Raw genomic sequence first — 15,519 nt, forward strand, 5'->3', positions numbered from 1 at the left:
CCGCCCGCTCGTCATCGGACAGCAGCAACGGCACCAGTTTCGGGCCCCGACGAGGAACTGACGCACCAGCAGTAGAAGTCACACACCAACTAACGATCAACTACTGGCGCAGGACACTAGGCACCCGGCCGACAAATAATCGGCTGCGCTCCCGCGAACAGGTCACCCACACTGTTCGAACCGTCCCAAGGACAAATCCCCAGGAGCCCACGCCTTGCAGGCAGCAGTGACCGTCACGCCCTCCCGTATCCCCGAGTTGCTGCTCGGCCTCGCCACCGTGCGCCCCGTCTTCGTCTGGGGCGCCCCCGGCATCGGCAAGTCCTCCCTCGTGCGGGACTTCGCCGAGTCCCTGGGCCTGGAGTGCGTGAGCCTCCTCGGCACCCAGCTCGCGCCGGAGGACCTGATGGGCGTGCCCCAGATCCGGGACGGCCGCTCGGTGTTCTGCCCGCCGGAGGCGATCGCCCGCGACGAGCCGTACTGTCTGTTCCTGGACGAGCTGAACGCGGCCACCCCCGATGTGCAGAAGGCCTTCTACTCGCTGATCCTGGACCGCCGTATCGGCAACTACGAACTGCCGAAGGGGTCGATCGTCATCGGCGCGGGCAACCGCGCCACCGACAACGCGCTCGCCCGTCCCATCGCCTCCGCCCTGGTCAACCGGCTCACCCACGTCCACCTCCAGGCGTCGGCCAAGGACTGGCTGGTGTGGGCGGCGGGCAGCGGCATCCACCCCTGGATCCTGGACCACCTCACCGACCGCCCGGACCATCTGTGGTCCAGGCCGCCGAAGACCGAGGAGCCGTTCTCCACGCCCCGCTCCTGGCACATGCTCTCCGACGCGCTGCACTCCTTCGGCCGCGACCTCGACGAGGAGACCCTGAAGGTCCTCGCGCACGGCACGCTGACGCCCGCGCACGCGGTCGCCTTCTGCGGCTACGTCAAGATCGTGCGCAGCCGGTTCGGCATCGAGGCGATCCTCAAGGGCGAGGCCGGCTGGCCCAACCGTCTGGAGGACCGCGACCTGCTCTACTACCTCGCCGACTCCTTCCGCGGCCGGCTGATCAAGGACCTGCCCGTGAGCAAGCAGCACATGTCGGCGAACGGGCGGCAGACCGCGTACCGCGCCAAGTCCCTGCTGGTGCAGCTCGCCGAGATCTCCGTCGAGGTCGCCCAGACCGTCATCGCCTCCGACACCGACGGCAACCCCGTCCTGCCCGCCTGGTTCCTCGTCGAGGCGGCCCGGGACATGCCCCGGCTGGTGGAAGCACGCCGATGAGCGCGACCGGCGGCCAGGGGAAGGGCAAGCGAAGGACCCAGAAGACGCAGAAGACCCAGAAGACACGACGGGACCTCGCGGGCGAGGCGTTCGAGGCGGGGCTGGCGACGGTGCGGAGCAACTCCGCGCTGCGCGCCGTCGGTTTCCGTACGTGCCGCGAGGAGAAGTGCGAACTCGCACCGCGCGCCGGCCTCGTCCGCGTCGACTCCGACGGCGTGGTGCACGCGCACCCCGACCGGCTCGCCGCACCCGACGCCTGGGCCTGGGCCATCGCCCACGCCGCCCTCCACCTCGGCTTCGGGCACGTCCCGGCGGCGCAGGGCGTGCGCGAACAGCCCGACCGGTTCGACCTCGCCGCCCGCTGTGTGGCCGTCAACCGCTTCCTGCTCACGTTCCCCGTCGGTCTGACACCCGAGGAGCTGCCCACCCGCTATCCGGACGGTGACGAGGAGCGGCTCGCCGCCCACTGGCGCCGCGACGGGCTCCCGACGGCGTACGAGCGCTGCGGCACGGCCGGTGACGAGCCCGACCAGTACCTCCTGACCTGGCCCAAGTGGCAGCGGCAGCCCACGGACTGGCAGCTCGCCTTCGCACACGCCCTCACCAGCACCATGTCCGCCGCGATGGACATGGCCGGCGGCCGCCGCGAGTCCCTCGACGACGAGCCGACCCGTAAACGGCCCTGGGAGAAGGCGCTGAGCTGGTTCATCTCCTCCTACCCGCTGCTCGGCGGTATCGCGGCCGGCATCCGGATCGTCGCCGACGCCGAACTCGCCCGCGCCCACGGCATCTCCATCGCCGCCGTCGACGCGGAGGCCGGCGAGATCTACATCAACCCGCTCCGGCAGTTCGACGACGAGGAGTGGCGGTTCGTCCTCGCGCACGAGATGCTGCACGCCGCCCTGCGCCACGGCGACCGCCGCGGCACCCGCGACCCGTATCTGTTCAACATCGCCGCCGACTACGTCATCAACGACTGGCTGCGCGAGATGCAGGTGGGCACCATGCCCGAGGGACTCCTGTACGACCCCGCACTGGCCGGGCTGTCGGCGGAGGAGGTCTACGACCGGATCGCCGGCGACCTGCGCCGTATGCGCCGGCTGTCCACCCTGCGCGGCAAGGGCACCGGCGACATCCTCGGCGGCCCCCTCGGCCCGCCCCGCGACTACGTGGACCTCGACGAGTTCTACCGCAGGGGCCTCGCCCGGGGGTTCGACCTGCACGAGCGGCAGGAGCGCGGCCTCCTGCCCGCCGGTCTGGTCGAGGAGATCCGCGCCCTCAGCCATCCGCCCCTGCCCTGGGACGCCCGACTCGCGCGCTGGTTCGACGAGTTCGTGCCCAGCCCGCAGGCCGTACGGACGTACGCGCGCCCCTCGCGCCGGCAGGCGGCGACCCCCGACATCCCGCGCGCCGGACGGTACTTCCCGCCCGAGGAGATCGCCCGCTGCACCTTCGGCGTCGTCCTGGACACCTCCGCCTCCATGGACCGCACACTGCTCGGCAAGGCGCTGGGCGCGATCGCCTCGTACGCCGACGCGCGTGACGTACCGGCCGCCCGGGTCGTGTTCTGCGACGCCGCCCCGCACGACGCGGGCTTCCTCCCGGTCACCGAGATCGCCGGGCGCGTCCGTGTCCACGGGCGCGGCGGCACGGAGTTGCAGCCGGGCATCGACCTGCTGCACCGGGCCGGCGACTTCCCGCCGGGCGCGCCCGTCCTGGTCATCACGGACGGCTGGTGCGACGTGCTGCGGGTGCGGCGTGAGCACGCCTATCTGATTCCACAGGGCGCTCGTCTGCCGTTCACCGCACAGGGGCCGGTGTTCAGGGTTCGATGAGGCTCGGACCGCCCGGAGTGTGATCGGATGGGGGCAGGCAACCCGGAACCGGGAAACGGCGACCGGGAACCACATGCGAAAGGAATGACCGTGGCTACCACGCGCTCCGCACACACCGTCTGGGAAGGCAACCTGCTCGAGGGCAACGGTGTCGTCACCTTCGACTCCTCCGGTGCCATCGCCGAGCAGCCCGTGACGTGGGCCTCCCGCGCCCAGGACGCGAACGGCAAGACCAGCCCCGAGGAGCTGATCGCGGCCGCTCACTCCAGCTGCTTCTCCATGGCCTTCTCCCACGCCCTCGCCGGTGCCGGGAACCCGCCCACCAAGCTGCTCACCTCCGCCGACGTGACCTTCCAGCCGGGTGAGGGCATCACGGGCATCCACATCACCGTGGAGGGCACCGTGCCCGGCCTCGACGAGGAGGCCTTCGTGGCCGCCGCCGAGGACGCCAAGGTGAACTGCCCCGTCAGCCAGGCGCTCAAGGCCGTGCCGATCACCCTCTCCGCCAAGCTGGCCTGACCGACCGCCCGCACGCCCCATTGACAAGAACCCACTCAAGTTTTGTGCTGGTGTCGGTGACATCTGGCGGAACCTTGCGGGAAGGGGACGGCGATGGGGCGTGCGGTCGGGGTCGATCTCGGTACGACGAATTCGGTGGTGGCGGTGTTGGAGGGCGGTGATCCCACCGTCGTCGCCAACGCGGAGGGGCAGCGGACCACACCGTCGGTGGTGGCGTTCGCGAAGAACGGCGAGGTCCTGGTCGGCGAGGTCGCCAAGCGGCAGGCCGTGACGAACGTGGAGCGCACCGCGCGCTCCGTCAAACGGCATATGGGCGACGCGAGTTGGCGTTTTCCCGAGCAGGGTGCCGTGGACGGTACCCGCTACCGGGCGCAGGAACTGTCCGCGCGCGTCCTGCAGAAGCTGAAGCGGGACGCCGAGTCGTATCTCGGGGAGGACGTCACCGACGCCGTCATCACCGTGCCGGCGTACTTCGACGACGCCCAGCGGCAGGCGACCAAGGAGGCCGGGGAGATCGCGGGCCTGAAGGTCCTGCGGATCATCAACGAGCCCACGGCCGCGGCCCTCGCCTACGGTCTGGACCGGGGCGAGGAGCAGACCGTGCTCGTCTTCGACCTCGGCGGCGGCACCTTCGACGTCTCCCTCCTGGAGATCGGCGACGGGGTCATCGAGGTCAAGGCCACCAACGGCGACACCCGCCTCGGGGGCGACGACTGGGACCAGCGGATCGTCGAGTACCTCGTCCAGCGGTTCCAGGGGCAGTACGGCGTCAACCTCGGCAACGACAAGATGGCGCTGCAACGGCTGCGCGAGGGCGCCGAGAAGGCCAAGATCGAGCTGTCCAGCTCCTCCGAGACCTCCATCAACCTGCCGTACATCACCGCCTCCGCCGAGGGTCCGCTGCACCTGGAGGAGAAACTGACGCGCGCTCAGTTCCAGGAGCTGACCGCCGACCTGCTCGACCGCTGCAAGACGCCGTTCCATCAGGCCGTCAAGGACGCGGGGGTGAAACTCGCCGCGATCGACCGGGTCATCCTGGTCGGCGGCTCGACGCGGATGCCCGCCGTGACCGATCTGGTGAGGGACCTCACCGGCAAGGACCCGCACAAGGGCGTGAACCCGGACGAGGTGGTGGCCGTGGGCGCCGCGCTCCAGGCGGGCGTCATCCGGGGCGACGTGAAGGACGTCCTGCTGCTCGACGTCACCCCGCTGTCCCTGGGCATCGAGACCAAGGGCGGCATCATGACGAAGCTCATCGAGCGCAACACGACCATCCCGACCCGGCGTTCGGAGATCTTCACCACCGCCGCCGACAACCAGCCCTCGGTCGGCATCCAGGTCTACCAGGGCGAGCGGGAGATCGCCGCGTACAACAAGAAGCTCGGCGTCTTCGACCTCACCGGGCTGCCTCCGTCGCCGCGCGGGGTGCCGCAGATCGAGGTGGCCTTCGACATCGACGCCAACGGCATCATGCATGTGTCGGCGAAGGACCTGGCGACCGGCCGTGAACAGAAGATGACGGTGACCGGCGGCTCCGCCCTCCCCAAGGACGACATCGACCGCATGATGCGGGAGGCCGAGCAGTACGCCGACGACGACCGCCGGCGCCGCGAGGCCGCCGAGACCCGCAACCACGCCGAGCAACTCGTGTACCAGACCGAGAAGTTCCTCCGCGACAACACCGAGCGCGTCCCCGCCGACAGCCGCGCCGAGGTCGAGTCCGCCGTCGCCGACCTGAAACGCCTCCTGGAGACCCCCGAGGACACCGCCGCCCTCCGGAGCGCCACCGAACATCTGGCGACCGTCAGCCAGCGCATGGGTCAGGCCATGTACGCGGCGGCGGCCTCCGCGACACCGGCCGACGAGCCGCCGCCCGGCCCCGCCGACGAGGACGGCGTGGTCGACGCGGAGATCGTGGACGAGGAGAAGGGGCCGAAGGGGGGAGCGGCGTAGGCCCTCGCGGGCGACGGTGAGTCCGGCACCGCCGATACGCGCCGCGGGGGCTGATCACCGTCGCGGCGGAGGGTGGGGTGTGCGCGTCCGAGGAAGCTGGGCGGCCCGCGCTTCCCGGCGGCTCAGCAAGGCGGGCGGTCCTCGCTTTCCGGCGGCTCAGTACTTGTCGCGGTACCGCTGGAGGATGTCCCTCGTCGCCTCGGCGGAGGCCGCGTGCGCGGCCATGTGGTCGAGGACTTCGAGGTGGAGGGCGACCTCGGTGCGCGAGTCGAGGTACAGGGCGCCCGTGAGGTACTCGGTGTAGACCATGTCGGGCAGTTCCGGTTCGGCGAAGCGGAAGAGGGAGAAGGGGGCGTAGGTGCCCGGGTGGGGCCCGCTGGCGAACTCGCAGACCTGGAGGATCACATGGTCCTTCTCGGTGATCTCCAGCAGCCGGTCGATCTGGTCGCGCATCACCCGGGAGCGGATGCTCACCGGACGCGCGAGGGCCGTCTCGTCCATGATCACCCACAGGTGCGGCGGCTCCTCGTGGGTGAGGAGCTTCTGCCGGGCCATCCGCAGCGACACATGGCGTTCGATCGTCTCGGGACCGGTCCGGCCGACGGTCCCGGCCTCCATCACGGCCCGCGCGTACTCCTCGGTCTGCAGCATCCCCGGCACGAAGTGCGGCTCGTACTGCCGGATCAGATGCGCCGCGCCCTCCAGGCTGACGTAGACGCTGAACCAGTCGGGCAGCACATCGTGGTACCGCTGCCACCAGCCGGGCTTGTTCGCCTCCTCGGCCAGCTTCACGAAAGCGGCCGCGTCGTCGTCGGCGACGCCGTAGGTCGTCAGCAGGACCTGGACGTACGGGATCTTGAGCGCGACGTCGGCCGTCTCCATGCGCCGTACGGTCGCCGGGGCGACCCGGAGGACGCGGGCCGCCTCCTCGCGCTTGAATCCGGCGGACTCCCGCAGCTCCTGGAGCCGTCTTCCGAGCACCACCTGGCCCACGGTGGGCGCGGGCCGCCGCTCACTCACGCCACGCCTCCCCACGCGCCGAGATATACCAACAGTCTGTCATGTTCCGGTGGACATCTCACAGGATCGGCCGGAACGAGATGCCCCGGATTCCGGTTGCCCGGACGGACCGACGCGTCGACTCCGGCGGACGGCCGTCACGACAACCGCACAGGGTACGGGTTGCCATGACCTCGGAGGTAATCGACCGCCGTACGCCCGGCGCGGCAGGGTGAGGTCACCGAGGCCGTCCGGCCGACTTCCCGGCGCCCGGGTTTCCCGCGCTTCCCCTCGACGGAGAGTGATTCGCCATGTCCCTGCCCCTGTCCACGACCCCGCTCGCCGTGCTCGCCCGGACCACCGACCCCCGGACCATGCTGCGCCGCTTCCTGGCCGTGGACGCCGTGGTGACCGGGGCGAACGGGCTCGCCTATCTCGCCGCGGCCGGGCCCCTCGGCCGGTTCCTCGGCGTCGGCTCCGGACTGCTCCTCGCCCTCGGCGGCTTCCTCGCGGTGTACGCGGCGGGCGTCGCCCTGCTGGCCTCGCGCGAGCGTCCGCCGGCGCTGCCCGTACGGGCCGTGATCGAGGCCAACCTCGCCTGGACCGTCCTCAGCCTGCTCGCCCTGGTGCTGTGGCTGACGCCGACCACGGCGGGCGCGGTGTGGACCCTGCTGCAGGCGCTGACCGTGGCCGGGTTCGCGGCGGCGCAGTACGCCGCCCTGCGCGCGAGCGACGACTGAGGGACCGTCAGGACACCAGTGAGTGGAGGTACTTGACCGTCGCCGGGTCGGCCGGGAGGAACGTCTCGATCGCCAGCTCGGCCACGGTCACGTCCATGGGGGTGTTGAACGTGGAGACCGAGGAGATGAAGGACAGCACCCGCCCCTCGTGCTCGATCCGCATCGGCAGCGCGAAGTAGGCGCTCGCCTCCCCGCCCGGTTCCCCGCCGGGCTCCTCGTCCGGCGTGCCCGGCGGCAGCGGATACCCCGCCACCTCCTCGTACAGCGCGCGCAGCGGCTCCGAGCGGCACAGCGCGACCTGGCGTTGCATCTGCTCCAGCAGATGCCCGCGCCAGGCGCGCAGGTTCCGGATGCGCGGCGCCAGGCCCTCCGGGTGGAGGGTCAGCCGCATCGCGTTGAGCGGCGGCACGAGCAGCGACTCGGGGACACCGTCCAGCAGCATGACGATGCCCCGGTTGGCGGCCATCACGTCGTACGTCGCGTTCATCACCAGCGCCGGATACGGCTCGTAGCCCTGGATCAGCCGCTCCACACCCTCCCGCAGGGCCGCCATCGACGGATCGTCGAGCGGGGTCTCCGGGTAGCGCGGCGCGTAACCGGCCGCGAGGAGCAGCGCGTTGCGCTCCCGTACCGGTACGTCCAGTCGCTCGGCGAGCCGCAGCACCATCTCCTCGCTCGGGCGGGAGCGGCCCGTCTCGACGAAGCTGATGTGCCGCGCCGAGGAATCGGCCCGCAGCGCCAACTCCAGCTGACTGACCCGACGTCGCTCCCGCCAGGCCCGCAGCAGCGGGCCCACGCCCCGGCCGGAAGGGGCGGCGGGCGGGGCGGCGGAACCGGTCGGGACAATGGTCATACGAAGAACGTAGCCGAGGCGATCGAGGAGTGGCTCGTGTACAACCCGTGGAACCCGTCCTGGGAGGCGACGGCCGTCTACCGGGCGCGGGTACGAGGGTGCCTGCTGGGCGGCGCGGTCGGGGACGCGCTCGGCTACCCGGTCGAGTTCTCCTCGCTCCAGCGGATCCGCGCCACGTACGGCGAGCGCGGCGTCACCGGGCTCGTACCGGACGGCGACGGGATCGTCGGGAGGGTCAGCGACGACACGCAGATGAGCCTCTTCACCGTCGAGGGACTCCACCAGGCCCATGAGCACGAGCGGCTCAAGGGCGTCGACGGTGTCTGGTCCGAGCTGGTCCGGGGCGCCTATGGCCGCTGGCTCGACACCCAGCGGCAGTCCGGCCCCGACCCCCGCGCCGTCACCGGCCTCGCCGCCCAGCCCTGGCTGTACGCCCGCCGCGCCCCCGGCAACGCCTGCCTCTCCGGCCTCGAAATGCCGTACCGGCCCGAACCGGCCCTCCCGCCGGGGCTGCCCGGCCCCATCAACCCCGACTCCAAGGGCTGCGGCACGGTCATGCGCTCGGCCCCCTTCGGGCTGGCCCGGGTCCCGGCCGAGACCGCGTTCGAGCGGGCCGCGCTGTCGGCCCGGATGACCCACGGCCACCCCACCGGCTTCTACGCCGCCGGCGCCCTCGCCGCGATCGTCGCGTACCTGGTGGCCGACGAGTCCCTGGAGGGCGCCGTCCTCCGCGCCCTGCGGCTGCTGGCCCGCCACCCCGGCCACGAGGAGACCACCACCGCCCTCACCCGCGCCCTCGACCTGGCCGCAGAGGGCGCCCCGTCCGCCGAGAAGGTCGAGTCCCTCGGCGCCGGCTGGGTCGCCGAGGAGGCCCTCGCCATGGGCCTCTACTGCGCCCTCGCCACCCACAGCGTCACCGAAGCCCTCCTTCTGTCCGTCAACCACTCCGGCGACAGCGACTCCACCGGCTCCGTGTGCGGCAACCTGCTCGGCGCCCACTACGGCGACCACGGCCTGCCCCAGGACTGGGTGGCGGCGACGGAGGGCCGCGCCGCGATCACCGTCCTCGCGGACGACTTCGCGGCGGAGTGCGTACGGATCTGACCGGCCCCCGTACGGAACTGACGCTCGCGCTCCGAGAGGTGCCTGACCAGGGACTCGGCGGCCCGGCTGTGGCACGCTGAGAGGGACCGCACATCACGGAGGGGACGCTTCGGAAGGAGTGCGCCATGCCCGTCGAACCCCTGTCGCAGAAGGAGATCGAGGACCGGCTGGCGGAGCTGCCCGGCTGGTCGCTGGACGGAGGCCGGATCGCCCGCTCCTACCGGCTGGGCTCGCACTTCGCGGCGACCGCGCTGGTCGTGCACATCGCCCAGACGCAGGAGGAACTGGGCCACCACTCCGACCTCACCCTCGGCTACGACACGGTGTCGCTGACCATCAGCACGCACAGCGCGGGCGGCGCCGTCACCGAGAAGGACTTCGAGCTGGCCCACAGGGTGGAGGCGCTCGCGCCCGGCCACGGGGCGAGCTGAGGCGGGTGCTGGACTACGACAAGGAGGCCGGCGACTACGACGCCCTGCGCGGCGGCGAGCCCCGCGCCGAGGCCGCCGCCCGCGCCGTCCTGGGCCTCGTCCCCGAGGGCGCCCGCCGGCTGCTCGACATCGCCTGCGGCACCGGGATCGTCACCCGGCGGTTCGCCGCCGCGCGGGACGGGATGAGAGTCACGGGCGTCGACCTCACCCACGCGATGGCGAGCCGGGCCGCCGCCCGGCTGCCCGGCTCCGTCGTGATCGGCGACGGCCGCCGACTCCCCTTCCGCGACGGGGAGTTCGACGCCGTGACCAGTGTGTGGCTGCTGCATCTCCTGGGCGGCCCCGAGGACGTACGGGCCGTGGTCGGCGAGTGCGCCCGGGTGCTCCGCCCCGGCGGCGTCTACGTCACCACCGTCGACAAGGCCGCCGCCCACAATGTGGGCAGCGACATCGACGCCGTCCTCGCCCCGCGCCCCAGGCGCCCGGCCACCGACGCCACGGGCGACATCGAGAGCCGCGCCGCCGAGCACGGCCTCGAACCGGCCGGCCGGGCGACCTTCGCGGGCCGGGGGCAGGGGCGCAGCCCCCGGCGCGCGCTCACCGACCTGCGGCGCGGATGGTTCATGACCATCCCGCCCGGCGACCCGCTCGTCGAGCACTTCGCCGTCCGGCTGGCCGCCCTGCCCGACCAGGACCGGGACCGCCCGGAGCCGACGTTCACCCTGCGGGCGTTCCGGAAGCCGGTCGCCCCTGCGGTCGGGTGAACTCCATGACCCAGTTGGTCAGCCAGTTCGCCCCGTCGTCGAGCGAGAACGCCTGCTCCCAGCGGGCCGAGCGCGCGGACATGTCCGACCACACGAACCGCACGCGCACGTCCTTGCCGTCGTGCGTGTCGTCGCCGTAGAACTCGCCCCGGCCGCCCGCGAATCGGCCGATCACGGGCGGGAACAGCTTGCCGCCGCGGCTGGAGGACCAGTTCAGCGACCAGGTCCGCGCCTCGGTGTCGAACAGCCGCAGCGTCAGCCCCTTCGAGCCGAGGTGCGGCATGTCGATCTCGTCGATGTTCGCGGCCCCGTCGAACAACGGGAAGCACCGGCTGGTGGCCGGGAACTCCTCCCAGCCGCTGGCCGGGTCGAGGAAGTCGGTACGGCGGCGGTGGTGGACCTCCCACTCGCCGTGGAAGAAGTCGAAGTCGTGCGGGCCGCTCATCGGCGTCCCCCGGTGGTTCCGGCGGGCAGGGAGTCGGCCAAGTAGGCGTCGAGATCCGGGAGTTCGGGTGGCTCGGGGGAGAGGATGTGCCGTACCCAGGCGTCGCGTTCGTGCTGGATCGGGGGCAGTTCCCAGACGCAGCCGATCCACGGCCGGTCGGTCGGGACGAACTGGGTGGGGTCGTCGTCCGGGCAGCCGAGCACCGGCTGTCCCGCCGCCGCGCCGGCGAAGTGGAGGACGTTGTCCCACACCCAGCTGTACACGTTGAGGTAGGCCCCGCTGTCACCGCCCCGGTGCAGCACGACGAAGGTCGCGGGCGGGGTCGTCCCGTCCGGCTCGGGCAGCAGCTTCGGGAGGATCGCGTACGCCGCCTCCGCGACTTCGGGCGCGATACCGGCCGGGTCGGCGGTGACGTGGTAGCGCTTGACGCGCCGGCCGGCCACCTCGACGGGCGGTGGCACGGTCAGCAGTTTCTCGGTGAAGGGCATGGCGGGACGCTACGACCGCTTCACTGACACCATGTGTCAGTGAAGTCGAGCCGACTCGTGTCGATCCTGCTGCTGCTCCAGACCCGGGGCCGGATGACCGCCGCCCAGCTCGCCGTCGAGCTGGAGGTCTCCGTCCGCACGGTCTACCGGGACGTGGAGGCGCTGGGCGCGGCCGGCGTCCCGCTGTACGGCGACGCGGGCCACGCCGGGGGCTACCGCCTCCTCGACGGCTACCGCACCCGGCTCACCGGGCTGACGAGGGACGAGGCCGAGGCCCTCTTCCTCGCCGGCGCCCCCGGGCCCGCCGCCGAACTGGGCCTCGGCGCGGTGCTGGCCGCCGCCCGGCTGAAGGTCCGCGCGGCCCTGCCCGCCGAGCTGCGGGCCCACGCCGACCGGGTCGCCGGCCGCTTCCATCTGGACGCGCCCGCCTGGTACGCGGAGGCCGACGACACCCCGTTCCTGCCCGCCGTCGCCGACGCGGTCTGGAACGGGCGGGTCCTGCACGTCCTCTACCGCCGCTGGGCCGAGCCGACCGATGTGCGCCGCCGCCTCGAACCGTACGGCCTGGTCCTGAAGGCGGGCCGCTGGTACGTCGTCGCCGGCCCGGGACCGCGCACCTACCGCGTCGACCAGATCCTCCACATCCTCGAACCCGACGGCACCGACGGCACCGACGAGGAGTTCACCCGCCCCGACGACTTCGACCTGGTCGCGTACTGGACCGCGTACCAGCGGGACTTCCACGCCCGGCTGCACCGGGGCGAGGCACTGGTCCGGCTGGCGCCGGGCGTGACCCTTTCCAGGGCCGTGCCGGTCGAAGGGAGCGCGGGAGGCACGGGAGGCCCGGGAGGCCCGGGAGGCACCGGGGACGACGGGTGGACCACGGTCAGGGTGCCCATCGAGTCCGTCGAGCACGCGCACGGCGAGTTCCTGCGGCTGGGCGCGGACATCGAGGTGCTGGAACCGGCCGGGCTGCGCGGAAGAATGGCGCGGACCGTGGCCGAACTGGCCGAAAGATACGGCAACGTGGCCGGGAACGGTGGCGACTGAGAGAGAGCGGAACCCGCCCGTCCTTTCTGGAGGTTCGTCACGTGCTGCACCCGCACAGGCACCACAGACGCCGAGCCCTGCGCTCGCTGGTGACAGCGGCCCTGGTCGCCGCCGGACTCACCACGTTCACCGGCACGCCCGCCGAGGCCGCCACCGCCCGCCAGGTCGAGCGCCTCGACCGCGGCGTGGTCAGCGTGCACGTCGACAGCGGCAATCTGGTCAGCTGGCGCTGGCTCGGCACCGACCCGAACGACGTGTCGTTCAACGTCTACCGGGCCGGTACGAAGGTCAACCCGTCCCCGATCACCGGCTCGACGAACTACTTCCACTCCGGCGCCCCCGCCCAGGCCGACTACACGGTCCGCGCGATCGTGGGCGGTGTGGAGCAGGGCGACTCGGTGCACGCGGTCCAACTCCGCACCGGCTACAAGGACGTACCGATCAGCCCGCCCGCCGGCGGCACCACACCGGACGGCGTCGCGTACACCTACGAGGCCAACGACGCCTCCGTCGGCGACCTCGACGGCGACGGCGCCCTGGAGTTCGTGCTGAAGTGGCAGCCGACCAACGCCAAGGACAACTCCCAGTCCGGCTACACCGGCAACACGATCATCGACGGCGTCAAACTCGACGGCACCCGGCTGTGGCGCATCGACCTGGGCCGCAACATCCGCTCGGGCGCGCACTACACACAGTTCCAGGTGTACGACTACGACGGCGACGGGAAGGCCGAGATCGCCGCCAAGACGGCGGACGGCACGGTCGACGGGGTGGGCACGGTCATCGGCAGCTCGTCCGCCGACCACCGCAACTCCAGCGGCTACATCCTGTCCGGGCCCGAGTACCTGACCATGTTCAACGGCCAGACCGGCAGGGCGATGCAGACCGTGGACTATGTCCCGGCCCGCGGCACGGTGTCGTCCTGGGGCGACTCGTACGGCAACCGTGTGGACCGCTTCCTCGCCGGGACGGCGTATCTGGACGGTGCCCGGCCCTCGCTCGTCATGGCGCGCGGCTACTACACCCGGAGCGTGATCGCCGCCTGGGACTGGCGCAACGGCTCCTTCACCCGCCGCTGGACCTTCGACACCAGCTCCTCCACCAACTCCGGCCGGGGCTACGACGGGCAGGGCTCGCACAGCCTCTCCGTCGGTGACGTGGACAACGACGGCAAGGACGAGATCGTGTACGGCGCGATGGCCGTGGACGACAACGGCGGCGCCCTGTGGACCACCAGGACGGGCCACGGCGACGCCCAGCACCTGGGCGACCTCGACGCGTCCACGGCCGGCCTGGAGTACTTCAAGGTCTCCGAGTCCACCTCCCAGCCCGCCGAGCTGTACATCAACCCCGCCAACGGCGCGGTCCGCTGGCAACTCGCCGCCTGCTGCGACAACGGCCGGGGCGTGGCCGGTGACATCCACGCGGGCAACGACGGGCCCGAGATGTGGTCCGCCTCCGACAGCTCCATCCGGGACGAGGCCGGCGCGACGAAGGGCCGCGAGCCCTCCTCCGTCAACTTCCTCTCCTGGTGGGACGGCGACCCGGTCCGCGAACTCCTCGACGGCACCCGGATAGACAAGTACGGCACCTCCGCCGAGACCCGGCTGCTGACCGGTTCCGGGGTGTCGTCCAACAACGGCACCAAGGCCACGCCCGCGCTCTCCGGCGACATCCTCGGCGACTGGCGCGAGGAGGTCGTCTGGCGCACCAGCGGCAACACGGCCCTGCGGATCTACTCGACGCCGGTCGAGACGAGCACGAAGATCACGACCCTGCTCCACGACCCGATGTACCGCACGGGTCTGGCCTGGCAGAACACGGCCTACAACCAGCCGCCGCACACCAGCTTCTTCATCGGGAACAACATGCCGACGGCGCCCCGGCCGACGGTGTACACCCCGTAGTAGCGGCCCGTGGGCGGGCCGGGCCCGCCCACGGACTCCGCCGTGCGTCCGCCGTGCGGCCGCTGTGGGGCCGTCAGCCCAGCGTCAGCGACGCCTGTACGGGCAGATGGTCGCTGGGGAACTGCCCGTTCGACGCGAAGGTGTTGATGGACGCCCGGTGCGCCGTGACTCCCGGTGTGGTGAGGATCCAGTCGATGCGGTCGCCGCCCGGGGTCAGCGGGCGGTAGCCGTGGAACGTCGCGTAGAGGTCGCCGCGCTCGGCCGCCGTGTCCCAGGTGTCGACGAGCCCGGCGCCCAGCATCGTGTCGTAGACCCTGTTCCGGTGGGCGGCGACATTGAAGTCACCGGTGACGATCAGGGGGAGCGACCGGTCGAGCCCGGTGATGCGCTGGGCGATCAGGGTCGCGGCCCGCTCACGGGCGTACTGGCTGGCGTTGTCGAGGTGGGTGTTGAGGACGTAGAACTGCCGGTCGCCGTCCAGCAGATCGCGGAACCGGACCCAGGTGACCATCCGGATGGAGCCGCCGCCCCAGGTGTTCGAGCCGGGCACCTCCGGGGTGTCGGAGAGCCAGAAGTGCCGGTACTCGACGGCCGCGAGACGGCGGGTGTCGTAGAAGACCGCCATGAACTCGTCCCGGTTGCCGCCCGCGCGTCCGGTGCCGATCCAGCGGTAGTGCGGCCCGAGGTCGGTCTCGATGTCGAGCAGTTGCTGGTGGAGGCCTTCCTGGGTGCCGATGACATGGGGTGCCTCCTGCCGCAGCAGGGCCCGCATCACCGGTCTGCGCACGGCCCAGCTGTTGGGCTGGACGGTGCTCGCGTAGCGCAGGTTGAACGACATGGTGGAGAGCGGGGGCACGGCGGCCTCCTCTTCCGCCGCCGAGGCGGCCGGTGCGCTGGTCAGTCCGGTGGTGCGGGACAACGGCAACAGTACCGCCGCGGCGAGGGCGGTCTTGAGGCCCAGTCGGCGCGTGACGCGGCTGTGGTTCGGCACAGGGGCTCCTTCTGTGAAGGTCTCCGGGCGAGCCGTGCGTACACACTCTGGGATGCCCCTCTGTGCCCGTCATGAACATGTCGATAGAGCGAGGTGTACGGGGTGCGACAGGGCGGGGTGCACAGGGTTCGAAGAGGGCGCGCGCCCGACCCAGGCGCGCGCCC

General features: G+C 71.7%; 15 protein-coding genes. 10 read left to right on the forward strand and 5 right to left on the reverse strand.

Going from position 1 to position 15,519, the window contains the following annotated elements; all coding sequences use genetic code 11:
- The first annotated feature begins 214 nt into the window (after window positions 1-214).
- From ABT147_RS38025 to dnaK, 4 genes are all read left to right on the forward strand, one after another.
- On the forward strand, window positions 215-1,276 hold the full coding sequence (locus tag ABT147_RS38025) for an ATP-binding protein (RefSeq protein WP_351415049.1): 1,062 nt from the start codon (window positions 215-217) through the stop codon (window positions 1,274-1,276).
- Window positions 1,273-3,111 (forward strand): vWA domain-containing protein, encoded by a 1,839-nt coding sequence (locus tag ABT147_RS38030; RefSeq protein ID WP_351415051.1) that lies wholly within the window; start codon window positions 1,273-1,275, stop codon window positions 3,109-3,111. Before ABT147_RS38025 ends, ABT147_RS38030 begins: the two co-directional genes overlap by 4 nt.
- A 90-nt stretch (window positions 3,112-3,201) precedes the next feature.
- Window positions 3,202-3,630: an OsmC family protein gene (locus tag ABT147_RS38035; RefSeq protein ID WP_351415053.1), complete on the forward strand. Its 429-nt coding sequence runs from the start codon at window positions 3,202-3,204 to the stop codon at window positions 3,628-3,630.
- Window positions 3,631-3,723: 93 nt separating this feature from the next.
- Window positions 3,724-5,583, forward strand: coding sequence for a molecular chaperone DnaK (gene dnaK, locus ABT147_RS38040; protein WP_351415055.1), 1,860 nt, complete (start codon window positions 3,724-3,726; stop codon window positions 5,581-5,583).
- A 156-nt stretch (window positions 5,584-5,739) separates the two neighbouring features.
- Here dnaK and ABT147_RS38045 read toward each other — a convergent pair whose 3' ends face one another.
- Entirely contained in the window at window positions 5,740-6,603 is an 864-nt protein-coding gene (locus ABT147_RS38045) for a Sco1979 family transcriptional regulator (protein ID WP_351415058.1), read from the reverse strand.
- A 302-nt stretch (window positions 6,604-6,905) separates the two neighbouring features.
- On the opposite strand from ABT147_RS38045, the gene ABT147_RS38050 reads away from it, so the two are divergent.
- The gene (locus tag ABT147_RS38050; protein ID WP_351415164.1) at window positions 6,906-7,322 is read left to right on the forward strand and encodes a hypothetical protein; all 417 of its coding nucleotides are present in this window, start codon (window positions 6,906-6,908) and stop codon (window positions 7,320-7,322) included.
- Window positions 7,323-7,329: 7 nt separating this feature from the next.
- Here ABT147_RS38050 and ABT147_RS38055 read toward each other — a convergent pair whose 3' ends face one another.
- Entirely contained in the window at window positions 7,330-8,175 is an 846-nt protein-coding gene (locus tag ABT147_RS38055; protein WP_351415060.1) for a helix-turn-helix domain-containing protein, read from the reverse strand.
- A gap of 36 nt (window positions 8,176-8,211) precedes the next feature.
- On the opposite strand from ABT147_RS38055, the gene ABT147_RS38060 reads away from it, so the two are divergent.
- From ABT147_RS38060 to ABT147_RS38070, 3 genes are all read left to right on the forward strand, one after another.
- The gene (locus ABT147_RS38060) at window positions 8,212-9,279 is read left to right on the forward strand and encodes an ADP-ribosylglycohydrolase family protein (RefSeq protein ID WP_351415062.1); all 1,068 of its coding nucleotides are present in this window, start codon (window positions 8,212-8,214) and stop codon (window positions 9,277-9,279) included.
- A 125-nt stretch (window positions 9,280-9,404) separates the two neighbouring features.
- Complete coding sequence (locus ABT147_RS38065; protein ID WP_351415064.1) at window positions 9,405-9,710, forward strand: 4a-hydroxytetrahydrobiopterin dehydratase; 306 nt, start codon at window positions 9,405-9,407, stop codon at window positions 9,708-9,710.
- A 5-nt stretch (window positions 9,711-9,715) separates the two neighbouring features.
- Window positions 9,716-10,474, forward strand: a complete 759-nt coding sequence (locus tag ABT147_RS38070; RefSeq protein WP_351415066.1) for a class I SAM-dependent methyltransferase — start codon at window positions 9,716-9,718, stop codon at window positions 10,472-10,474.
- Here ABT147_RS38070 and ABT147_RS38075 read toward each other — a convergent pair.
- Window positions 10,428-10,919 (reverse strand): hypothetical protein, encoded by a 492-nt coding sequence (locus ABT147_RS38075; protein ID WP_351415068.1) that lies wholly within the window; start codon window positions 10,917-10,919, stop codon window positions 10,428-10,430. The genes ABT147_RS38070 and ABT147_RS38075 overlap by 47 nt on opposite strands.
- Complete coding sequence (locus ABT147_RS38080; RefSeq protein WP_351415071.1) at window positions 10,916-11,407, reverse strand: hypothetical protein; 492 nt, start codon at window positions 11,405-11,407, stop codon at window positions 10,916-10,918. Before ABT147_RS38080 ends, ABT147_RS38075 begins: the two co-directional genes overlap by 4 nt.
- Before the next feature lie 39 nt (window positions 11,408-11,446).
- Here ABT147_RS38080 and ABT147_RS38085 point away from each other — a divergent pair, with 39 nt between their 5' ends.
- Both ABT147_RS38085 and ABT147_RS38090 read left to right on the forward strand, forming a co-directional pair.
- On the forward strand, window positions 11,447-12,457 hold the full coding sequence (locus ABT147_RS38085) for a helix-turn-helix transcriptional regulator (RefSeq protein ID WP_351415073.1): 1,011 nt from the start codon (window positions 11,447-11,449) through the stop codon (window positions 12,455-12,457).
- A gap of 41 nt (window positions 12,458-12,498) precedes the next feature.
- On the forward strand, window positions 12,499-14,364 hold the full coding sequence (locus ABT147_RS38090; RefSeq protein WP_351415076.1) for a rhamnogalacturonan lyase: 1,866 nt from the start codon (window positions 12,499-12,501) through the stop codon (window positions 14,362-14,364).
- 73 nt (window positions 14,365-14,437) lie between these two features.
- On the opposite strand, the gene ABT147_RS38095 is transcribed toward ABT147_RS38090, so the two are convergent.
- A complete protein-coding gene (locus ABT147_RS38095) occupies window positions 14,438-15,355 on the reverse strand; it encodes an endonuclease/exonuclease/phosphatase family protein (RefSeq protein ID WP_351415078.1) in 918 nt (305 codons plus the stop codon).
- Between the last annotated feature and the right edge of the window lie 164 nt (window positions 15,356-15,519).

Source organism: Streptomyces sp. NPDC001868 (assembly GCF_040297125.1).
In the GTDB taxonomy this organism is placed as follows: domain Bacteria; phylum Actinomycetota; class Actinomycetes; order Streptomycetales; family Streptomycetaceae; genus Streptomyces.

Bases quoted from the DNA above. Each gene is read 5' to 3' on its own strand.
- ABT147_RS38055 (WP_351415060.1), bottom strand. From the start codon at position 8,175: ATGACCATTGTCCCGACCGGTTCCGCCGCCCCGCCCGCCGCCCCTTCC.
- ABT147_RS38080 (WP_351415071.1), bottom strand. From the start codon at position 11,407: ATGCCCTTCACCGAGAAACTGCTGACCGTGCCACCGCCCGTCGAGGTG.
- dnaK (WP_351415055.1), top strand. From the start codon at position 3,724: ATGGGGCGTGCGGTCGGGGTCGATCTCGGTACGACGAATTCGGTGGTG.
- ABT147_RS38065 (WP_351415064.1), top strand. From the start codon at position 9,405: ATGCCCGTCGAACCCCTGTCGCAGAAGGAGATCGAGGACCGGCTGGCG.
- ABT147_RS38030 (WP_351415051.1), top strand. From the start codon at position 1,273: ATGAGCGCGACCGGCGGCCAGGGGAAGGGCAAGCGAAGGACCCAGAAG.
- ABT147_RS38075 (WP_351415068.1), bottom strand. From the start codon at position 10,919: ATGAGCGGCCCGCACGACTTCGACTTCTTCCACGGCGAGTGGGAGGTC.